The following is a 19393-nucleotide window of genomic DNA, read 5'->3' on the forward strand; positions in this document are numbered from 1 at the left end:
TTGTTTTGGCGCCGTGATAAATGCTGCCTAGGGCCGGGATCCGTGGCGAGCGTGATATCGTGCCGGAAGCTGCAACAGCGCACTTGACGAGCCAAATCGGCGACCTCAGCGGACGCGAGCCGATGCAATGTCCGCCGCGTCTCCAAGTCATCGTGCGGAACGATTTGGAGCATTGTCCGCGCTGGCAGTTCGCCTTCGCGAGCGAGCGCAAGGATCATCGATACTATGAGTTGGTCGAGGATACCCTTCATCCCGAGTTCGATTACCGGTATTTCCTCATCAAAGATGCGGTTGATCAGGTTTGTGCTGTACAGCCATTCTTCCTAATGGACCTGGATTTGCTGGCCGGTGCGAGGCCGCGGTTTGGCGTACTCATCGACGCCATTCGCCGGATGTGGCCAGGTTTGATGCGCGCCCGTGCGCTCATGGTGGGGTGCGTCGCAGGGGAAGGTCATCTTGACGGGGACGAGGCCTGCCATCGAGGCTGCGCGGAACTGCTGGCCTCTACGATTGCAATACATGCTCGCAGGCTCGGGGCGCGGCTGATCGTGCTCAAGGAGTTTCCGGCGCGATACCGACCAATCCTCGACTGCTTGATCGCTCACGGCTTCACCCGCATTCCCAGCCTGCCCATGACCAGGCTTTGCATCGATTACGCCAATTTCGATGACTATATGAATCATGCGCTCAACAGCGCAACCCGCAAGAAACTTCGCAAGAAGTTTGAGGCGACAGCGCGGGCCTCTCCATCCGTCGAGATGAACGTCGTCAACGACGCGACGCCGGTGATTGCGCAGATCTATCCATTGTATTTCCAAGTCTATCAGCGTTCGAAACTTCACTTCGAGAAGCTGACGGAACAATACTTCTGCGACTTGGGGCGGCGGATGGGGGACAAGGTCCGCTTCTTCCTCTGGCGTCAGAACGAGCGGATCGTCGCGTTTGCCGCATGCATGGTACACGGTGACGCGATCTATGCGGAGTACATAGGTCTCGACTACGATGTCGCCTTAGACCTGCACCTCTATCATTATGTGTTTCGCGACATGGTGAGCTGGGCAATCGCCAACGGGTACAAATGGTTTCGCAGCGGCGGGCTGAACTATGATCCAAAGCTGCACCTGAGGCACTTGCTTGATCCGATCGACTTATACGTTCGGCACACCTCCGCGCCGATCAACTCAGTGTTGAAGCGCATTTTGCCGGTGCTCGAGCCGACGCGATATGACGAGACGCTTGCGAAGTTTCGTAACTATCAGGAGCTTTGGGCGCAGCCCGAGACTGGCCTTGGGTCCGTCAAGGATACGGCCTAATCCACCAAAATCACCCGCACGTCATTGACGTTGGTCAGCGTCGGTCCGGTCAGCAACAAATCCCCGGTCTGGGCGAAGAACCCCGTCGCATCGTTGTTCTCGAGATAGGCCTTCGGATCGAGGCCGATCGATTTCATCTTCGCGAATGTCGCCTGGTCGATCACGGCGCCGGCCGGGTCGGTCGCGCTGCCGGCGCCGCCGTCGGCGCCGTCGGTATCGGCGGCCAGCGCCGAGACGTCGGGCGTATCCTTCAGCAGGCCGGCCAGCGCCAGCGCGTATTCCTGGTTGGGGCCGCCGCGGCCGTTGCCGCGCACCGTCACCGTCAGCTCGCCGCCGGAGATGATCGCGACCCGCTTGCCTTCGCTGCGCGCCTTCAGCGCCAGCCGCGCATGCGCGGCCGCGATCTCGCGGGCCTCGCCTTCGAGATCGGCGCCGAGCGCGATGGTCTCGTAGCCGGCGTCCCGCGCGACCTTCACCGCGGCGTCGATCGAGGCCTTCGGCTTTGCGCAACAGTTCGAATGTCGCCCGCGCGAAAGCGGCATCGCCGGGCTTGCAGCTTTCGTTCGCGGGATCGTCGAGCGCGCGGCGGACCGCGTCGTCGATGGAGAGATTGTATTTGGCGACCAGTGCGCGGGCGTCCGCCAGCGTGGTCGGATCCGGCACCGTCGGCCCGGAGGCGATCGCGGAGGGATCGTCATGCGGCACGTCCGATATCGCCAGCGTGACGATCTCGGCCGCGTGCTGGCCGGCGCGCGCCAGCCGTCCGCCCTTGATGCGCGAGATGCTTGCGCACGGTGTTCATCTCGCCGATCGGCGCGCCGGAGCGCAGCAGTGCGCGGTTGACCTGCTGCTTCTGGGTAAAGCTCACGCCGTCGACCGGCGCGATCCAGTTCGCTGAACCGCCGCCGGTCAGCAGCACCAGCAGGAGATCGTCCGGGGTCGCGGTCGCGGCGAGCCGCAGCGTGTTGTCCGCCGCCTTGAGCCCGGCCTCGTCGGGCACCGGGTGGCCGGCCTCGACCACCTTGATGCGGCGGGTCGGCATGCCATGGCCGTGGCGGGTGGTGGCGATGCCGACCAGCCGCGACGGATCGAGCTCGAGCGCGTCGAGATAATGCCGCTCGGCCGCCGCGGCCATCGCCGCGGCGCCCTTGCCTGCGCAGAGACAGATCACCCGTCCCTTCGGCACCGGCCGCAGCCGCGACGCCAGCACGACGTCGGGATGCGCAGCCGCCACAGCGGCATCGAAGATCGAACGCAGGAAAGGACGACGGTCGGTCATGGTTGTGCCTTATGTAACGCGGTCAGTGTCCGCCGACTTCGCCGCTGATGACGTCGCCGAACAATTGCCAGCGCTCGCCCTTGAACTGCATCAGCTGGAGCTGTTCGATCGGCTGGAAGTCGGCAGGCCCCGTCGACAGCGTCACGCCGGGCAGCAGGCCGCCCTGCGCGAATTGCTTCAGGCTCGCCGCCTGCTTCATCACATTGGCGCGGGTGAGGTCGTCACCGCAGCGGCGCAGCACCTCGACCATCGTGGTCGCCATGTTGTAGCCGGTCATCGCGGAGGCATCGACGCGGTTGGTGTCAGGCATGTATTTGGCGAGCAGTTCGTCGAACGCCTTCATGCCGGCGTCGTCCTTCCATTGCGGATCGCTGGCGTCCTTGGCGTAGGCGGCCGAGATCACGCCCTGCGCGTTGTCGAGGCCGGCCGGACGCATCACGGTCGCGGTGGAAGCCGAGACGTTGGAGACGATGGTCACCGGCTTCCAGTTCATCTCGCCGAGCTTCTTGATCGCCTGGGCGCCGAATTTCGGCGTGGTGAAGAAGACGATGACGTCGGGATTGGAGGATTTCAGCCGCACCACATGGGAATTGATCGTCGGCTCGGCGACTTCATAGCTCTCCTTGGCGACGACGCGCGCGGGATCGCTGGCGAAGCCGTCTTCCAGCCCCTTGAGGTAGTCCTTGCCCATGTCGTCGTTCTGGTAGAGCACCGCGACCTTGGTGGCGGGCTTTTCCTTGAGCAGATATTTCGCGTAGATCCGCGACTCGCTCTGGTAGCTGGGCAGCCAGCCCATGGTCCATGGGAAGGCCTTCGGATCGTTCCACTTGGTCGCGCCGGTGGCGACGAACAGCTGCGGCACCTTCTTGGCGTTGAGATATTTCTGGATCGCGGTGTTGGAGGCGGTGCCGAGCGTGCCGAACAGGAACAGCACCTCGTCGCTCTCGACGAGCTTGCGGGCCTGCTCGACGGCCTTCGGCGGCGAGTAGGCGTCGTCATAGGAGACGAATGTGATCTTGCGCCCGTTGATGCCGCCGTCGTCGTTGACCTTCTTGAACACCGCGGCCATCGCCTTGCCGACCACGCCATAGGCCGACGCCGGGCCGCTATAGGGCACGATGTTGCCGATCTTGATCTCGGTGTCGCTCGCACCGGTGTCGTATTTCTTCTGCCCCCATGCGGCATTGCCGGTCGCGGCGGCGACGGCGAGGCCGAGCAGGGCGGTTGCGACACGGTGTCGGATCGGCATCGGCATGTCCCGAAATCTCCTTGTTGTTGCCGTCGCGCAAGGGCGCCGGTTTGTTGTCGGGGGTCTTGCCGGTTTACCTAGCGTATTGCCGGGTAAAGTGTAAGCAGGCATTGCCCGGGCCGGCCTGCGAGCAGGCCATGGCTTTAAATTCCGGTTTCCGACGCGTTTTCTTCGCGCGAATCGGTACCCGCTTCGCCCGGAAATGCGCCAACAAAAAGCCCCCTGCGAGGGTATCGCAGGGGCCTTTCCCGGTCGAGGGGCGGCGGGAGATCAGCCGCCGACGTCGGCGCTGATGACCTCGCCGAACAGTTCCCATTTCTCGCCCTTGAACTTCATCAGCTGCAGCTGGCTGATCGGCGCGAAATCGTTCGCCGCGGTGTTGATCTTGACGCCAGGCAGCAGCACCTCGGTGCGGAAGTCCTTCAGGCTTGCGGCCTGCTTCATGATGTTCTCGCGGGTGAGGTTGTCGCCGCACTGCTTCAGCACCTGGACCAGCGTCTGCGCCACGCCGAAGCCGACCACGGTGCCGCCGTCGAGCTTGTCGCCTTCGGGGAAGTCCTTGGCCATGAAGGCGTAGAACTCCTTCATGCCGGGGTCATTGTCCCATTGCTTGTCGGAAGCGTCCTTCAGGTAGGCGGCGGAGATGATGTCCTGCGCGTTCTCGAAGCCGGCCGGCTTGATCACGCTGCCGACCGAGGCCGACACGTTGTTGAGGAAGTGGGTCGGCTTCCAGCCGATCTCGGCGACCTTCTTGATCGCCTGGGCCGCGAATTTCGGCGTCGCGATGTCGATGAAGACGTCGGCGTTGCTCGCCTTCAGCTTGACGATGTTGCTGTCGATGGTCGGCTGGGACGTCTCGAAGCTCTCTTCGGCGACGATCATGCTGGCGGCCTTCTGGCCGAGCCCGTCCTTCAAGCCCTTCAGATAGTCCTTGCCGTAATCGTCATTCTGGTAGAGCACCGCGATCTTGGCGTTCGGCATGTTCTTCAGGATGTACTTGGCGTAGATCTGGGTCTCGCTCTGGTAGTTGGGTTGCCAACCCATGGTCCAGGGAAAGTCCTTCGGGTCGTTCCACTTGGTGGCGCCGGTGGCGACGAACAGCTGCGGCACCTTCTTGGAGTTCATGTATTTCTGGATCGCCGAGTTCGACGGCGTGCCGAGCGAGTTGAAGATCAGCAGCACCTCGTCGCTCTCGACCAGCTTGCGGGCCTGTTCCACGGCTTTCGGCGGCGAGTAGGCGTCATCGTAAGAGATGAAGTTGATCTTGCGGCCATTGATGCCGCCGGCGTCGTTGACCTTCTTGAAATAGGCGGCCTCGGTGCGACCGATGACGCCATAGGCGGACGCCGGGCCGCTGTAGGGCATGATGTTGCCGATCTTGATCTCGGTATCGCTGGCGCCGGTGTCGTATTTCTTCTGGGCAAGCGCAGCGCTGCCGGATGTCGCGACGAGCGCGAGCGCGGCCCCGAGGACCGCAAGTTTTTTGGTAGCGGACATCTATGTCTCTCTCCCTGTTTGTCATGTGTCTCGGCCTCTTGCTTGGAGAGCTCTTTATTTGGCTGCAGTGATTATCATTTTAGGCGGTTCGCCTCAATGAGAAGCCCCTGCGGCAAACGCCGCAGGGGCGGTATCTTTGGTCGACCTTCCCGGCCTAACCGCCGACGTCGGCGCTCAAGACTTCGCCGAAGCGCTCCCAGGTCTCGCCCTTGAAGCGGATCAATTGCAGTTGCGAAAGCGGCGCGAAATCGGTCGCCGAGGTGTTGACCTTGACGCCGGGCAGCAGGCCGCCGGGCTCGTAATCGCGAATGCTGGCCGCCTGCTTCATGATGTTCTCGCGGGTCAGATTGTCGCCGCAGGCCTTGAGCACGTGGACCAGGCCCTGCGAGACGATATAGGCGTACATCACGGAGGCATCGGCCCGGTTCGCTTCCGGATAGTACTTATCGAGAAATTCGTTCCAGGCGATCATCGCCTTGTCGGTCTTCCACTGCGCGTCGGTCGGATCCTTGAAATATTGCGACGAGACGATGTCCTGGGCGTTCTCGAAGCCCGCGGGCTTGATCACGCTGCCGATCGATCCGGAGACGTTGTTGAGGAAGTGCAGCGGCTTCCAGCCGAGCTCGGCATTCTTCTTGATCGCCTGCGCGGCGAACTTCGGCGTCGTGATGTTGAAGAATACGTCGGCGCCGGAGGCCTTGAGCCTGACGATGTGGGAGTCGATGGTCGGCTCCGTCACCTCATAGCTGTCCTCGGCGACGATCATCGACGCGGCCTTGGCGCCGAGCCCGTCCTTGAATCCCTTCAGATAGTCCTTGCCGTAGTCGTCGTTCTGGTAGAGCACCGCGATTTTGGCATCCGGCTTGTTCTTCAGGATGTACTTCGCATAGATGATGGACTCGCTCTGGTAGTTGGGCTGCCAGCCCATCGTCCAGGGGAAATTCTGCGGGTCGTTCCACTTGGTGGCGCCGGTGGCGACGAACAGCTGCGGGACCTTCTTCTGGTTCATGTATTTCTGGATCGCCGAGTTCGGTGGCGTGCCGAGCGAATTGAAGATCAGCAGTACCTCGTCGCTCTCGACCAGCTTGCGCGCCTGCTCGACCGTCTTCGGCGGAGTGTAGGCGTCGTCGTAGCTGATGAAGGTGATCTTGCGGCCGTTGATGCCGCCCTCGGCGTTGATCTTGCGGAAATAAGCCTCCTCGGTCTTGCCGATCACGCCATAGGCTGAGGCCGCTCCGCTATAGGGCATGATGTTGCCGATCTTGATCTCGGTATCGCTGGCACCGGTGTCGTATTTCTTCTGGGCAAGCGCCGCGCTGCCGGATGCGGCGACGAGCGCAAGCGCAGCAGCAAATGCCGTCAATTGTCGTATTGCAGACATGCCGTTTCTCTCCCTGATTGCCGATGATGTGTCGCGGCCCCCTGTTTCGAGGGCTCATTATTGGTCGTAAAAACTATCATCTTACCTGGGGTGTCTCAATGAAAAGCCCCTGCGGCGTTGCCGCAGGGGCTGCGTGCTTTAGTCGACCACCCTCAAGGCGGGCCGCTGCTCAAAAATCCGCCAACGCGTTCGCGTGTGCGTGGAGCCAACCGCAGAGATTGCGGACGAGTAAAGCGACGCCGTTGAGTTGAGCGCGCGGATCGAACAGACCGACGTGTCGATCAGTTGCTCAGATTGCTCGAAATGATGTCCCCGAACAGCTCCCACTTTTCGCCCTTGAACCGCATCAGGCGCAGTTGCTTGATCGGTGCGAAATCGGTGGCCGAGGTGTTGATGCTGATGCCCGGCAGCAGCGTGCCGGGGACGAAATCCTTCAGGCTTGCGGCCTGCTTCATGACATTGGCGCGGGTGAGGTCGTCACCGCACATCTCCAGCACCTTCACCATGGTCTGTGCGGCGGCGTAGCCGAACGAGGTGGCGCCGTCGAGCTTGTTGGCGTCGGGATAATTCTTCTTGAGGAAGGCGAGGAATTTCTCCATGCCGGGATCCTTGTCCCACTGCGGATCGGCGCCGTCCTTGAGATAGGATGCCGATAGGATACCCTGCGAATTCTCGAAGCCCGCCGGCTGCATCACGCCGCCGACCGACGCCGAGACATTGGCGACGATCTGCAACGGCGTCCACGCGATCTCGGCGGCCTTCTTGATCGCCTGTGCCGCGAATTTCGGCGTCGTGATGCTGACGAAGGTGTCGGCACCGGTGGCCTTCAGCTTGACGATGTGGCTGTCGATCGTGGGCTCGGATGTCTCGTAGGCCTCCTCGGCGACGATCATCGATGCCCTGTCGCCGAAGGCGTCCTTCAGGCCCTTGAGGTAGTCCTTGCCGAAATCGTCGTTCTGGTAGAGCACGGCGACCTTGGCGTCGGGCTTGTGCTTCATGATGTATTTTGCGTAGACCCGCGCCTCGTCCTGGTAGGACGGCTGCCAGCCCATGGTCCACGGATAATCTTTCGGGTCGTTCCACTTCGAGGCGCCGGAGGCGATGAACAGCTGCGGCACCTGCTTCTCGTTCATGTATTTCCGGATCGCCGCATTGGTCGCGGTCCCGACCGAGCCGAACAGCAGCAGCACTTCGTCGTTCTCGACCAGCTTGCGCGCCTGCTCCACCGTCTTGGGCGGCGAGTAGCCATCATCGTAGGAGATGAATTTGATCTTGCGGCCGTGGATGCCGCCGGCATCGTTGATCATCCTGAAGTAGGCGGCCTCGGTCTTGCCGATCGTGCCATAGGCCGAGGCGGGGCCGCTATAGGGCATGGTGTTGCCGATCTTGATCTCGGTGTCGCTGGCCCCGGTGTCGTATTTCTTCTGCGCCTGCGCGACATTGCAGCTCGTCAGGATCAGAGCGAATGCGGACAACAGCGCCGTCAGGGACGGACGTGCGGCAGTCATGGTTTCCCCACCTCGGGTTCTTTGTTTGGAGTATTCAATACCATCGGCGCGGGGCGTCAACAAAAAGCCCCCGCGACGGATATCGCGGAGGCTGTTGTTTTATTCCCGCAGTGCAACGTCACTCGGAGGGGACGTCGCCGGAAATGATGTCACCGAACAGCTCCCACTTCTGCCCCTTGAAACGCTGCATCTGCAGCTGGGCGATCGGGGCGAAGTCGGTGGCCGAGGTGTTGATCTTGACGCCGGGCAGCAGGGTGTCGGGCGTAAAGTCCTTCAGGCTCGCCGCCTGCTTCATGACGTTGGCGCGGGTGAGATCGTCGCCGCACATTTCGAGCACCTTGGCGAGCGTCTGTGCGGCGCCATAGCCGTACACATAGCCGCCGTCGGTCTTGTCGGCGCCCGGCATGTACTTGTCGAGAAACTCGGCCCACTTCTTCATGCCGGGGTCGTTGTTCCACTGTGTGTCGGCGCCGTCCTTGGCGTAGGCCGCCGACAGCACGCCCTGCGCGTTGTCGAAGCCGGCCGGCTGCATCACGCTGCCGACCGAGGCCGACACGTTGGTGATGATCTGCAGCGGCTTCCAGCCGAGCTCGGCGGTCTTCTTGATGGTCTGCGCGCCGAACTTCGGCGTGGTGTAGATCAGCAGCACGTCGGGATTGGCGGCCTTGATCTTGACGATGTGGCCGTCGATCGACGGCTCCGAAATCTCATAGCTCTCCTCCATGATGATGCTGGAGGCCGCCTTGGCGCCAAAGCCGTCCTTGGTGCCCTTGAGGTAGTCTTTGCCGAAATCGTCGTTCTGATAGAGGATCGCGATCTTGGCGTCGGGCTTCTCCTTCATCAGCCACTTGGCGTAGATCTGCGCTTCGCTCTGGTAGCTCGGCTGCCAGCCCATGGTCCACGGGAAGTTCTTCGGGTCGTTCCACTTGGTGGCGCCGGTCGCGACGAACAGCTGCGGGATCTTCTTGGAATTCAGGTATTTCTGGATCGCGGTGTTGGACGGGGTGCCGAGCGGGTTGAAGACGAGCAGCACCTCGTCGCTCTCGACCAGCTTGCGCACCTGCTCGACCGCCTTCGGCGGCGAATAGGCGTCGTCATAGCTGACGAAATTGACCTTGCGGCCGTTGATGCCGCCGCGATCGTTGATCATCTTGAAGTAGGCTTCTTCGGTCTTGCCGATAACACCGTAGGCGGAGGCTGGTCCCGAATAGGGGATGATGTTGCCGACCTTGATCTCGGTATCGCTTGCGCCGGTGTCGTATTTCTTTTGGGCGAATGCGGCGGTGGAGGTCGCGGCAACAGCGACGATCGCCGCGGAAATCGCGGCGATCCGAACGGTAGAAAGCATAATATCTCCTGGTTTGCTTCTATAGGCTGTCAGTTTTTCTTGAACTTTGCGGCCAGTTGCTGGGCAACGATCGCAACCTGCCTGGCGCCGTGCGGCACGAGGAAGATGACGAGGAACAGCAGCACGCCGAACACCGCGCCCGAAAGGCCCTTCGAAATACCCTCGGCGATGTTGGGCACGAAGATGATGAAGGCGGAGCCGACGATCGAGCCGGGCAGCCAGCCGACGCCGCCGACCACCATGCCGAGGAACAGCGAGATCGCGAGCTGGATGGTGTAGCCGTCGGGTGCCACGAACTGCACCGCGATAGCGCCGAGACCGCCGGCAACGCCGGTGATGCCGGCCGAGACGCCGAATGCCAGCGTCTTGTACAGCGCGACGTCGACGCCCATCGCCGAGGCCGCGATCTCGTTGTCGCGGATCGCCATGAAGGCGCGGCCGGAGCGCGAGCGCAGCAGGTTCACCGAGGCCACGTAGATCGCGATGGTGACGACCAGCGTGAAGTAATACAGCCACATGTCCTGCGACAGCGGCAGGCCGAACGGGGCGTCCGGCTTGGTGACCACGAGGCCTTGCACGCCGCCGGTCCAGTGCTCGAAATAGCCGAGCTTGAGCAGCTGCGGCATCGCGGTGGCGAGCGCGAAGGTCGCGAGCGCCAGATAGACGCCGGATAGCCGCAGCGCCGGCTGGCCGAACAGGAAGCCGAAGGCGAAGCAGATGATGCCGGCGATCGGCAGCGTGAGGGCATAGTTCATGCCCGCATGCTCCATCAGGATCGCCGAGGTGTAGGCGCCGACGGCATAGAACGCGCTCTGGCCGAGCGAGAACTGGCCGCTTCCGCCGGTCAGGATGTTGAGCGCCAGCACCGCAAGGCCGTAGATCAGAAGCATCGTCATCTGGAAGATGATGAAGTTCTTCACGAACAGCGGGATCAGGACGAGCGCGGCGAGCACCACGAGCGAGGTGCCATAGCCGAGCGTCATGGCGCGCTTGGGAACGGCCTCGACAGCGGAGCCTTCTGTGACGATTTCTTCAGCTGCGCTCATGATCAAACTCGCTTCACGATGGCGCGGCCGAACAGGCCTGCCGGTTTCACGACCAGGACGACAATGATCAGCGCAAGCGCGATCGGAAGTTTCAGTTCATTGCCGACGCCGGGGATGTAGGTGCCGACGAGGTTCTCGAAGACGCCGACCAGGAAGCCGCCCATGACGGCGCCGAACGGGCTCGACAGGCCGCCGAGCACGGCTGCGGCAAATCCATAGATCAGCACGCCGAGCATCATGTTCGGTTCGAGGAACACCACCGGCGCGATCATCATGCCGGCGATCGAGCCGATCGAGGCGGCCATGCCCCAGCCCAGCGCGATCATCCACGAGGTGTTGATGCCGACCAGCCGGGCCGATTCCGGCAGCGATGCGGCGGCGCGCATCGCAAGACCGACCCGGGTGAAGCGGAAGAAGAAGAACAGCAGGAGCAGCATCAACAGCGTGATGCCGATCATGCCGGCCTGATGGGTCGAGATCAGCTGGCTGCCGAGGAACGGTGAGGAACCGAACGGCGTCGGATACTGCTTGATGGTGAAGTCCCAGATCAGGCCGGCGACCGAGTTGATGATCGCGTAGAGCGCGATGAAGCCGGCGACGTTGGTCAGGATCGGCGCCTTCGCCAGCGGCTTGAACAGCAACCGCTCGATGACGATGCCGGCGGCGAACGAAAAGGCGACGGTGAGCACGAAGGCGCCCCAGTAGGGCACGCCCCATTGCATCAGCTGCCAGGACACGAAGGTCGAGAACATCGCCATTTCGCCCTGGGCGAAATTCAGATGGTCGATGGCCTGGTAGATCATGACCACCGCGAGCGCCATGCAGGCATAGATCGCGCCGGTGGCGATGCCGGCCAGGACCTGGTTGGCAAAAAGCTCCATTGTGCCAGCTCCCTCAGTAGCCGAGATAGGATTTGCGGACGTCTTCGTTGTTCGCGATGTCCTTGGCATTGCCCGACATCACGATCCGTCCGGTTTCGATCACGTAGGCCTGGTCGGCGAGCTCGAGCGCGAGCTGCGCATTCTGCTCGACTACCAGGATGGTCACCTTCTCCTCGCGATTGATCTTGCCGAGGATGCGGAACAGGTCGCGCACGATCAGCGGCGCGAGGCCGAAGGACGGCTCGTCGAGCAGCATCAGGCGCGGCCGCAGCATCAGCGCGCGGGCCACCGCGAGCATCTGCTGCTCGCCGCCGGACAGCGTGCCGGCCTGCTGGGTGTAGCGCTGCTTCAGCACCGGGAAATGTTCGTACATCCGCTCGATGTCGGAGCCGATCGCCTTCTTGTCCGGCCGGCTGATGGCGCCGAGCTGCAGATTCTCCTCCACCGTCATGTTGGTGAAGGTGCCGCGGCCCTGCGGCACATGGGCAATGCCGAGCCGAACCACGTTTTCGGTGGAACGGGTGCCGATCGGCTTGCCCTCGAACTCGATCGCGCCGGTCGAGCGCACCATGTTGCAGATCGCCCGCAGCGTGGTGGTCTTGCCGGCGCCGTTGGCGCCGAGCAGCGTGGTCAGCGAGCCCTCGTTGAGGGAGAAGCTGAGGCCGTGCAGGGCCTGGACCTGGCCGTAATAGGCGCGCAGGTCCTTGACGTTGAGCATCGCGGTCATTGATCCTTGCTCCCCAGATAGGCCTTGATGACGTCAGGGTCGGCCTGGACCTGGGCCGGGGTGCCTTCGGCGAGCTTGCGGCCGAAATTGAGCGCGACGACGTGGTCGGCGATCGACATCACGAGACCCATGTGATGCTCGACCAGCAGCACGGTGATATGGCGGTCGTCGCGGATTTTGCGGATCAGGTCGCCGAGCACGTAGACTTCCTCGTGGTTGAGGCCGCCGGCCGGCTCGTCGAGGAGCAGGATCTTCGGATCCGCGGCCAGGGCGCGCGCCAGCTCGACGCGCTTCTGGGTGCCGAAGGGAAGTCCCGAAACCACGGTGTGGGCGACGTCCTCGAGATCGAGATAGCCGAGGATGTCGTGCACCTTCTTGTTCATGTCGGTCTCGCCGCGGCGGACCCAGGCGAGGCGCAGCGAGTCGCTGACGATGTCGCTCGAGGTGCGCGCGTGCGCGCCGACGCGGACATTGTCGATCACGGACAGATTGGGAAACAGCGCGACGTTCTGGAAGGTGCGGCCGATGCCGATCTCGGCGATCCGGTGCGGCGGGCGCGACAGGATGCTCTGGCCTTCCATCAGGATGTCGCCGGACGACGGCTGGTAGAGCCGCGACAGGCAGTTGAACAGCGTCGTCTTGCCGGCGCCGTTCGGCCCGATCAGGCCGAGGATATTGCCCTTGCGCATGTCAAACGACACGCCGTTCAGAGCGATGATGCCGCCGAACACGACGCTGACGTCGCGAACCGCGAGCAGGGGATCATTCCCCTGCGCGAGCTGTGCCTGCGTCATCTCGTCTCGCCCGCCGTCTTCGAGCGCTGCGAGCGGTCCTGCGATGCGTTTCGCTGGACGTGATGGAGGCTATCTGATCCCCTCGGCCAAACGTGCAACTTTCCCTCCTACTCTGGTCTTTTTGCGTTCTTCTTTTTTGGATTGCGGCGCCATTCCACCGAGCGCCTGCTCGATGTTCCTTACCATCGCGACAAGACGAGGTCCAATGTCGTTGAGCAATCTGTCTTCCGTGAAGCGGAATGCCGGCGCGCCGCAATTGAAGGCGTAAGGACCGGTTCCGTCGTTCAATCTCAATGCAACGCCGACTGCGGCGACGTCGTTCTGCCAGTCGCCCGCGGACATCGTGAAGCCGTGCTTCGCGACCGTCTCGCCGGAGCGCTCGATGCCGTCGCGCATCTTGGCCCAGCGGCTGCCGTAGTGATCGCGCAACTCGCGCAGTAAAGCCGCGCGCTCGTCGGGCGGCAATGCCCAGATATAGGCACGTCCCATCGCCGTGGTTGCGATCGGCACCCGCGAGCCGACGTCGAGTTGTACGCCGAGCGCCAGGCCGTTCCGGCTCTGGCCGAAATAAATCATGCTGTGGCGGTCGCGGCCGCCGACGGCGACCGCGCCGCCGGTCGCGCGCATCACTTCTTCTCGATAGGGCTCGGACAAATGCCGAACGCCGAGATTGGCGAGCGCGGCGTAGCCGAGTGCCATCGCCGACGGCGCGAGCTGGTACTTCTCGAACTTCGGTACAGGTGTAAGGTATCCCAGCTTGGTCAGCGTGTAGGTCAGCCGGGAAATGGTTGGCTTCGGTAACTTGGTGCGGGCTGCAATCTCCTGATTGCCGAGCAGCCCGTCATCGGGTTGGAATGCGCGCAGGACGTCCAGTCCGCGGGAAAGCGCGACGACGAAATTGCGATCGGTCGCGGCTTTCTTGCTAGCGCGCTTCATCCCTATCCTTGCCCTGCCCTTGTCATGCTCGTTGACAAGGCACGTGCTTCAAAATAACCCTCCATGTCAAGATGTGGAATTAAATTTCGCAGTGCGAAATTGGTCAAATCGTAGCGGCTCAACGCAAGTCGTGCAGCTACTCAACACAAGTCCAAGAACAAGCATCCAGGGAGAGTCCCGGTGAGTGAAGTCGTCAAGCTCGAACGTCATGACAATATCGCCGTCGTCACGGTTAACAGTCCGCCTGTGAATGCGCTGAGCGCCGCGGTGCGCGGCGGCATCTTCGAGTGCATCAAGAGCGCGATCGATGATGCGCAGGTCCAGGGCATCGTGCTGACCTGCGCCGGCCGCACCTTCATCGCCGGCGCCGACATCACCGAATTCGGCAAGCCGCCGAAGCCGCCCGGGCTCGCCGAAGTGCTGAGCCTGATGGAGAGTTCGCCGAAGCCGATCGTTGCCGCGATCCACGGCACCGCGCTCGGCGGCGGTCTCGAGGTCGCGCTGGCCTGCCACTATCGTGTCGCCACCAAGGACGCCAAGCTCGGTCTGCCCGAGGTGAAGCTCGGCCTGCTGCCGGGCGCCGGCGGCACCCAGCGCCTGCCGCGTGCGGTCGGTCCTGAGCTCGCGGTCAAGATGATCGTCGGCGGCGATCCGATCGGCGCGGACGCGGCGCTGAAGGCCGGCCTGATCGAAGAGATCGTCGAGGGTCCGGCCTCGGGCGGTGAGGCATTTGCGCGCAAGGTGGTCTCCGAGAAGCGTCCGCTGCGCAAGCTGCGCGATGATGACAGCAAGCTCGCCGCGGCCAAGGCGGATCGTTCGATCTTCACCAATGCGGTCGCTGCGCTGACCAAGAAGTCGCGCGGCCTCGAGGCGCCGTTCGCCGCTGCCGACGCCGTCGGCGCCGCGATCGACCTGCCGTTCGATGAGGGCCTGAAGAAGGAGCGCGAGGGCTTCCTCAAGCTGATGAACGGCGACCAGTCCAAGGCACAGCGCTACGCGTTCTTCGCCGAGCGCGAAGCCGCCAAGATCTCCGGCGTCCCCGAGGGCACCAAGGGCCGCGACGTAGCGCGCGTCGCCATCCTCGGCGCCGGCACCATGGGCGGCGGCATCGCGATGTCGTTCGCCAACGCCGGCATCCCGGTCACCCTGATCGAGACCGGCGAGGAGCAGCTCAAGCGCGGCATGGGCATCATGCAGAAGAACTACGAGGCGACCGCCGCGCGCGGCGGCATCCCGGCGGACGCGCCCGCCAAGCGCATGGCGCTGATCAACGGTGTCGTCGGCATCGAGAACGTCGGCGACGCCGATCTCGTGATCGAGGCGGTGTTCGAGACCATGGCGGTCAAGAAGGAAGTGTTCGGCAAGCTCGACCAGTACGCCAAGCCGGGCGCGGTGCTGGCCTCCAACACCTCCTATCTCAACATCGACGAGATCGCGAAGTCGACCAAGCGTCCGCAGGACGTTCTGGGCATGCACTTCTTCTCGCCCGCCAACGTCATGAAGCTGTGCGAGATCGTGCGCGCCGACAAAACCGCGCCCGACGCACTGGTGACTGCGGTTTCTATCGCCCGCAAAATTGCAAAAGTGCCGGCAGTGGTCGGCGTCTGCGACGGCTTCGTCGGCAACCGCATGCTGGCGCAGCGCGGCAAGCAGTCCGAGAAGCTGCTGTTCGAAGGCGCCCTGCCGCAGCAGGTCGACGCCGTGGTGACCAAGTTCGGCATGCCGATGGGCCCGTTCGCGATGGGCGATCTCGCCGGTCTCGATATCGGCTGGCGCTCGCGCAAGGACCGCGGCATCAAGTCGGAGATCGCCGACGCGCTGTGCGAAGCCGGCCGCTTCGGTCAGAAGACCGGCAAGGGCTACTACAAGTACGAGCCGGGCTCGCGCGCGGCGCTGCCCGATCCGGAGGTCGAGAAGCTGATCGACGAGACGCTGGCGCGCCTCGGTCGCAAGAAGCGCGTCGTCAGCGACGACGAGATCCTCGAGCGCATGATGTACCCGATGATCAACGAGGGCGCGAAGATCCTCGCCGAGGGCATCGCGGCGCGTCCGTCGGATATCGACGTGGTCTGGCTCTATGGCTATGGCTGGCCGATCTATCGCGGCGGTCCGATGTTCTGGGCCGACACCGTCGGCCTCAAGCACATCGCCGATCGTCTGGCCTTCTACGCCAAAGAGACCAACGATCCCTCGCTCGAGCCGGCGCCGCTGCTCAAGAAGCTCGCCGACGAGGGCAAGACCTTCGCCTCGCTCGCCGCGCCGTCGAAGGCGGCGTGATCGAGCGACGGCCCAACCATGTGTCGTTCCGGGGCATCGCAAAGCGATGAACCCGGAACCGATGGCGCCGTCGAACGAGTGGATTGATCGATTCCGGGCCTGGCCCTTCGGGCCATCCCGGAATGACGACCTCCGAGAGTCCCTGCGAAGGCATCCATGACCTATCCCGGCGAACAATATTATCCCAAGGGCGTGCAGTGGAGCGACGAGATCACGCGCGGCACGCTGCCGGACCTGCTCTCGAGCGCCGCCGCCGAGTTCGGCGCGCGCCCGGTGCTCGAATTCCGCGACCGGCCGATCAGCTACGCCGAGCTGGAGGCCCTGGTCGAGACCGCCGCTGCGGCCTTCATGCGGGCCGGCTACGGCAAGGGTACCTCGGTCGCGCTGTTCCTCGGCAATTCGCCTGACCATCCGATCAATTTCTTCGGCGCGCTGAAGGCCGGCACCCGCGTCGTGCATCTGTCGCCGCTCGACGGCGAGATCGCGCTGTCGCACAAGCTGTCCGATTCCTGCGCGCGGGTGCTGGTCACAAGCAATTTGTCGGCGCTGTTGCCGACCGCGCTGAAATTCCTCGCCAAGGGTCTGCTCGATCGTCTGATCGTCTGCGAGGATGACAATTGGGGCAAGGTCGGCACGCCGCAAACCGCGCTGCCCGATAACCCCGCGATCATCACCCACCGCCAGTTCATCGACGGCGCGACCAGGCCCTCGCAATGGCCGGCGGTCGACGTCGAGGACGTCGCGCTGCTGCAATATACCGGCGGCACCACGGGCCTGCCCAAGGGCGCCATGCTCAGCCATGGCAATCTCACCGCGGCGGTGTCGATCTACGACGTCTGGGGCAAGCCCGGGCGGCTCGAACGCAATGCGATCGAGCGCGTGATCTGCGTGCTGCCGCTGTTTCACATCTACGCACTGACCGTCGTGCTGCTGTCGGTAATCCGGCGCGGCCATCTGATCTCGCTGCACCAGCGCTTCGATGTCGAGGCTGTGATGCGCGACATCGAGGTCAAGCGCGCAACGGTGTTTCCCGGCGTGCCGACGATGTGGATCGCAATCGCCTCGCTGCCCGATCTCGACAAGCGCGATCTCTCTTCGCTGGTGGTCGCCGGCTCCGGCGGCGCGCCGCTGCCGGTGGAGGTCGCGAAGATCTTCGAGCGCCGCGTCGGCATGAAGCTGAAGAGCGGTTGGGGCATGACCGAGACCTGCTCGCCCGGCACTGGCCATCCCAAGGAGGGACCGGAGAAACCAGGCTCGATCGGGCTGATGCTGCCCGGCATCGAGATGGACGTCGTGTCGCTGGAGGATTCCACCAGGGTGATGCCGGTCGGCGAGGTCGGCGAGATCCGCATCCGGGGCCCGAACGTCACCAAGGGCTGACTGGAACAGGCCGGCGGAGACCGCCGAGGCCTTCGTCGGCGACCGCTTCCTCACCGGCGACATCGGCTACATGGACGCCGACGGCTATTTCTATTTGGTCGACCGCAAGAAGGACATGATCATCTCCGGCGGCTTCAACGTCTATCCGCAGATGATCGAGCAGGCGATCTACACCCATCCCGCCGTGCAGGAGGTGATCGTGATCGGCATTCCCGACGATTACCGCGGTGAGGCGGCAAAGGCCTTCATCAAGCTGCGCGACGGGCAGCCGGCGTTCTCGATCGACGAGCTGCGCGCATTCCTCAGCGGCAAGGTCGGCAAGCATGAACTGCCGGCGGCGGTCGAGTTCGTCGACGAACTGCCGCGCACCCCGGTCGGAAAGCTGTCGCGTCACGAATTGCGCCAGCAGCAGCCCAAGACTGCTCAAACCGAGACACCTCAATCCACGCAACAACAGACCGCATCAGGATCCCGCTCATGACCGACGCCGTTATCGTCTCCACCGCCCGCACACCGATCGGCAAGGCCTATCGCGGCGCGCTCAACGTCACAGAGGGCGCGACCTTGCTCGGGCACGCGATCGGCGAAGCGGTGGCGCGCGCCAAGGTCGATCCGAAGGAGATCGAGGACGTGGTGATGGGCGCGGCGATGCAGCAGGGAGCGACCGGCGGCAACATCGCGCGCAAGGCGCTGCTCCGCGCCGGGCTGCCGGTGACCGTTGCCGGCACCACGATCGACCGTCAGTGCGCCTCCGGCCTGCAGGCGATTGCGCTCGCCGCGCGCTCGGTGATCTTCGACGGCGTCGAGATCGCGGTCGGCGGCGGCGGTGAATCGATCTCGCTGGTGCAGAACGACAAGATGAATTCCTTCCACGCCCAGGATCCGGCGCTGCTCAAGATCAAGGGCGAGGTCTACATGCCCATGATCGACACCGCCGAGATCGTCGCCAAGCGCTACAACATCTCGCGCGAGAAGCAGGACGAGTATGGGCTGGAAAGCCAGCGCCGCACCGCGGCCGCGCAGCAGGGCGGCAAGTTCAAGGAAGAGCTCGCGCCGATCACCACCATGAAGGCGGTCACCGACAAGGCGACCGGTGCCGTCACGATGAAAGAGGTGACGCTGTCGCAGGACGAAGGTCCGCGGCCGGAGACCACGGCCGAAGGGCTTGCCAGCCTCAAGCCGGTGCGCGGCGAGGGTTTCACCATCACCGCCGGCAATGCCAGCCAGCTCTCGGACGGCGCCAGCGCCTCCGTGATCATGAGCGACAAGGAAGCCGCCAGGCGCGGGCTGAAGCCGCTCGGCATCTTCCGCGGCTTCGTCTCCGCCGGCTGCGAGCCGGACGAGATGGGCATCGGTCCGGTGTTCGCGGTGCCGCGGCTGCTGAAGCGCCATGGCCTCAAGGTCGACGACATCGATCTCTGGGAGCTCAACGAGGCCTTCGCGGTGCAGGTGCTGTACTGTCGCGACAAGCTCGGCATCGATCCGGAGAAGATCAACGTCAATGGCGGCGCGATTTCGGTCGGCCATCCCTATGGCATGTCGGGTGCGCGGCTCACCGGCCACGCGCTGATCGAGGGCCGCCGCCGCAAGGCCAAATACGCCGTCGTCACCATGTGCGTCGGTGGCGGCATGGGCGCGGCCGGCCTGTTCGAGGTGCTGCAGTAACGATGTCGTCCCGGCCAAGCGAAGCGCGAGCCGGGACCCATACGCCGCGGCCCTCGTAAGGGGCAGAGTGGCAGCCGGCTTTGCCAGTTGCGACGGCCGGTGGTTATGGGTC

At 63.6% G+C, this 19393-nt stretch carries 13 protein-coding genes and 2 pseudogenes; 4 read left to right on the forward strand and 11 right to left on the reverse strand.

Translation table 11 applies throughout. From position 1 onward, the window contains the following. Positions 1 to 83 precede the first annotated feature (83 nt). Positions 84 to 1313 carry a GNAT family N-acetyltransferase gene (locus ACSKB9_RS27615; RefSeq protein ID WP_438080421.1) on the forward strand — a complete coding sequence of 410 codons (1230 nt, stop codon included), beginning with the start codon at positions 84 to 86 and terminating at the stop codon, positions 1311 to 1313. Here ACSKB9_RS27615 and ACSKB9_RS27620 read toward each other — a convergent pair. The 11 genes and pseudogenes from ACSKB9_RS27620 to ACSKB9_RS27670 all read right to left on the reverse strand — a co-directional run bounded on the left by ACSKB9_RS27620 (position 1310) and on the right by ACSKB9_RS27670 (position 13959). Next, positions 1310 to 2592 (reverse strand): annotated as a pseudogene (locus ACSKB9_RS27620) (glycerate kinase type-2 family protein). The gene ACSKB9_RS27615 and the pseudogene ACSKB9_RS27620 sit on opposite strands and share 4 nt — an antisense overlap. Positions 2593 to 2614: 22 nt before the next feature. Further along, the gene (locus ACSKB9_RS27625) at positions 2615 to 3847 is read right to left on the reverse strand and encodes an ABC transporter substrate-binding protein (RefSeq protein ID WP_438077068.1); all 1233 of its coding nucleotides are present in this window, start codon (positions 3845 to 3847) and stop codon (positions 2615 to 2617) included. A 264-nt stretch (positions 3848 to 4111) separates the two neighbouring features. After that, on the reverse strand, positions 4112 to 5338 hold the full coding sequence (locus ACSKB9_RS27630; protein WP_057016010.1) for an ABC transporter substrate-binding protein: 1227 nt from the start codon (positions 5336 to 5338) through the stop codon (positions 4112 to 4114). A gap of 154 nt (positions 5339 to 5492) precedes the next feature. Next, positions 5493 to 6719: an ABC transporter substrate-binding protein gene (locus ACSKB9_RS27635; protein WP_076832477.1), complete on the reverse strand. Its 1227-nt coding sequence runs from the start codon at positions 6717 to 6719 to the stop codon at positions 5493 to 5495. 281 nt (positions 6720 to 7000) lie between these two features. After that, on the reverse strand, positions 7001 to 8227 hold the full coding sequence (locus ACSKB9_RS27640; RefSeq protein WP_438077071.1) for an ABC transporter substrate-binding protein: 1227 nt from the start codon (positions 8225 to 8227) through the stop codon (positions 7001 to 7003). 118 nt (positions 8228 to 8345) lie between these two features. Further along, a complete protein-coding gene (locus tag ACSKB9_RS27645; protein WP_028338101.1) occupies positions 8346 to 9575 on the reverse strand; it encodes an ABC transporter substrate-binding protein in 1230 nt (409 codons plus the stop codon). A gap of 29 nt (positions 9576 to 9604) precedes the next feature. Then, entirely contained in the window at positions 9605 to 10621 is a 1017-nt protein-coding gene (locus ACSKB9_RS27650) for a branched-chain amino acid ABC transporter permease (RefSeq protein ID WP_028338102.1), read from the reverse strand. A gap of 2 nt (positions 10622 to 10623) precedes the next feature. After that, positions 10624 to 11502, reverse strand: a complete 879-nt coding sequence (locus ACSKB9_RS27655; protein WP_028339071.1) for a branched-chain amino acid ABC transporter permease — start codon at positions 11500 to 11502, stop codon at positions 10624 to 10626. Between the two features lie 13 nt (positions 11503 to 11515). Continuing rightward, positions 11516 to 12229 (reverse strand): ABC transporter ATP-binding protein, encoded by a 714-nt coding sequence (locus ACSKB9_RS27660; RefSeq protein ID WP_438077074.1) that lies wholly within the window; start codon positions 12227 to 12229, stop codon positions 11516 to 11518. Next, on the reverse strand, positions 12226 to 13023 hold the full coding sequence (locus ACSKB9_RS27665) for an ABC transporter ATP-binding protein (protein WP_438077076.1): 798 nt from the start codon (positions 13021 to 13023) through the stop codon (positions 12226 to 12228). The genes ACSKB9_RS27660 and ACSKB9_RS27665 overlap by 4 nt, the downstream gene beginning before the upstream one ends. A gap of 69 nt (positions 13024 to 13092) precedes the next feature. Then, complete coding sequence (locus ACSKB9_RS27670; RefSeq protein ID WP_438077078.1) at positions 13093 to 13959, reverse strand: IclR family transcriptional regulator; 867 nt, start codon at positions 13957 to 13959, stop codon at positions 13093 to 13095. 180 nt (positions 13960 to 14139) lie between these two features. Between ACSKB9_RS27670 and ACSKB9_RS27675 the strand changes: the two genes are divergently transcribed. The 3 genes and pseudogenes from ACSKB9_RS27675 to ACSKB9_RS27685 all read left to right on the forward strand — a co-directional run bounded on the left by ACSKB9_RS27675 (position 14140) and on the right by ACSKB9_RS27685 (position 19281). Further along, on the forward strand, positions 14140 to 16236 hold the full coding sequence (locus ACSKB9_RS27675; protein WP_438077080.1) for a 3-hydroxyacyl-CoA dehydrogenase NAD-binding domain-containing protein: 2097 nt from the start codon (positions 14140 to 14142) through the stop codon (positions 16234 to 16236). A gap of 156 nt (positions 16237 to 16392) precedes the next feature. Then, positions 16393 to 18097 (forward strand): annotated as a pseudogene (gene pimA / locus ACSKB9_RS27680) (dicarboxylate--CoA ligase PimA). Beyond that, positions 18094 to 19281, forward strand: coding sequence for an acetyl-CoA C-acyltransferase (locus ACSKB9_RS27685; protein WP_438077082.1), 1188 nt, complete (start codon positions 18094 to 18096; stop codon positions 19279 to 19281). Before pimA ends, ACSKB9_RS27685 begins: the two are co-directional and overlap by 4 nt. Positions 19282 to 19393 lie beyond the last annotated feature (112 nt).

The sequence above is a fragment of the Bradyrhizobium sp. BR 1433 genome (genome assembly GCF_051547665.1).
GTDB classification, from domain to species: Bacteria; Pseudomonadota; Alphaproteobacteria; order Rhizobiales; family Xanthobacteraceae; genus Bradyrhizobium; species Bradyrhizobium australafricanum.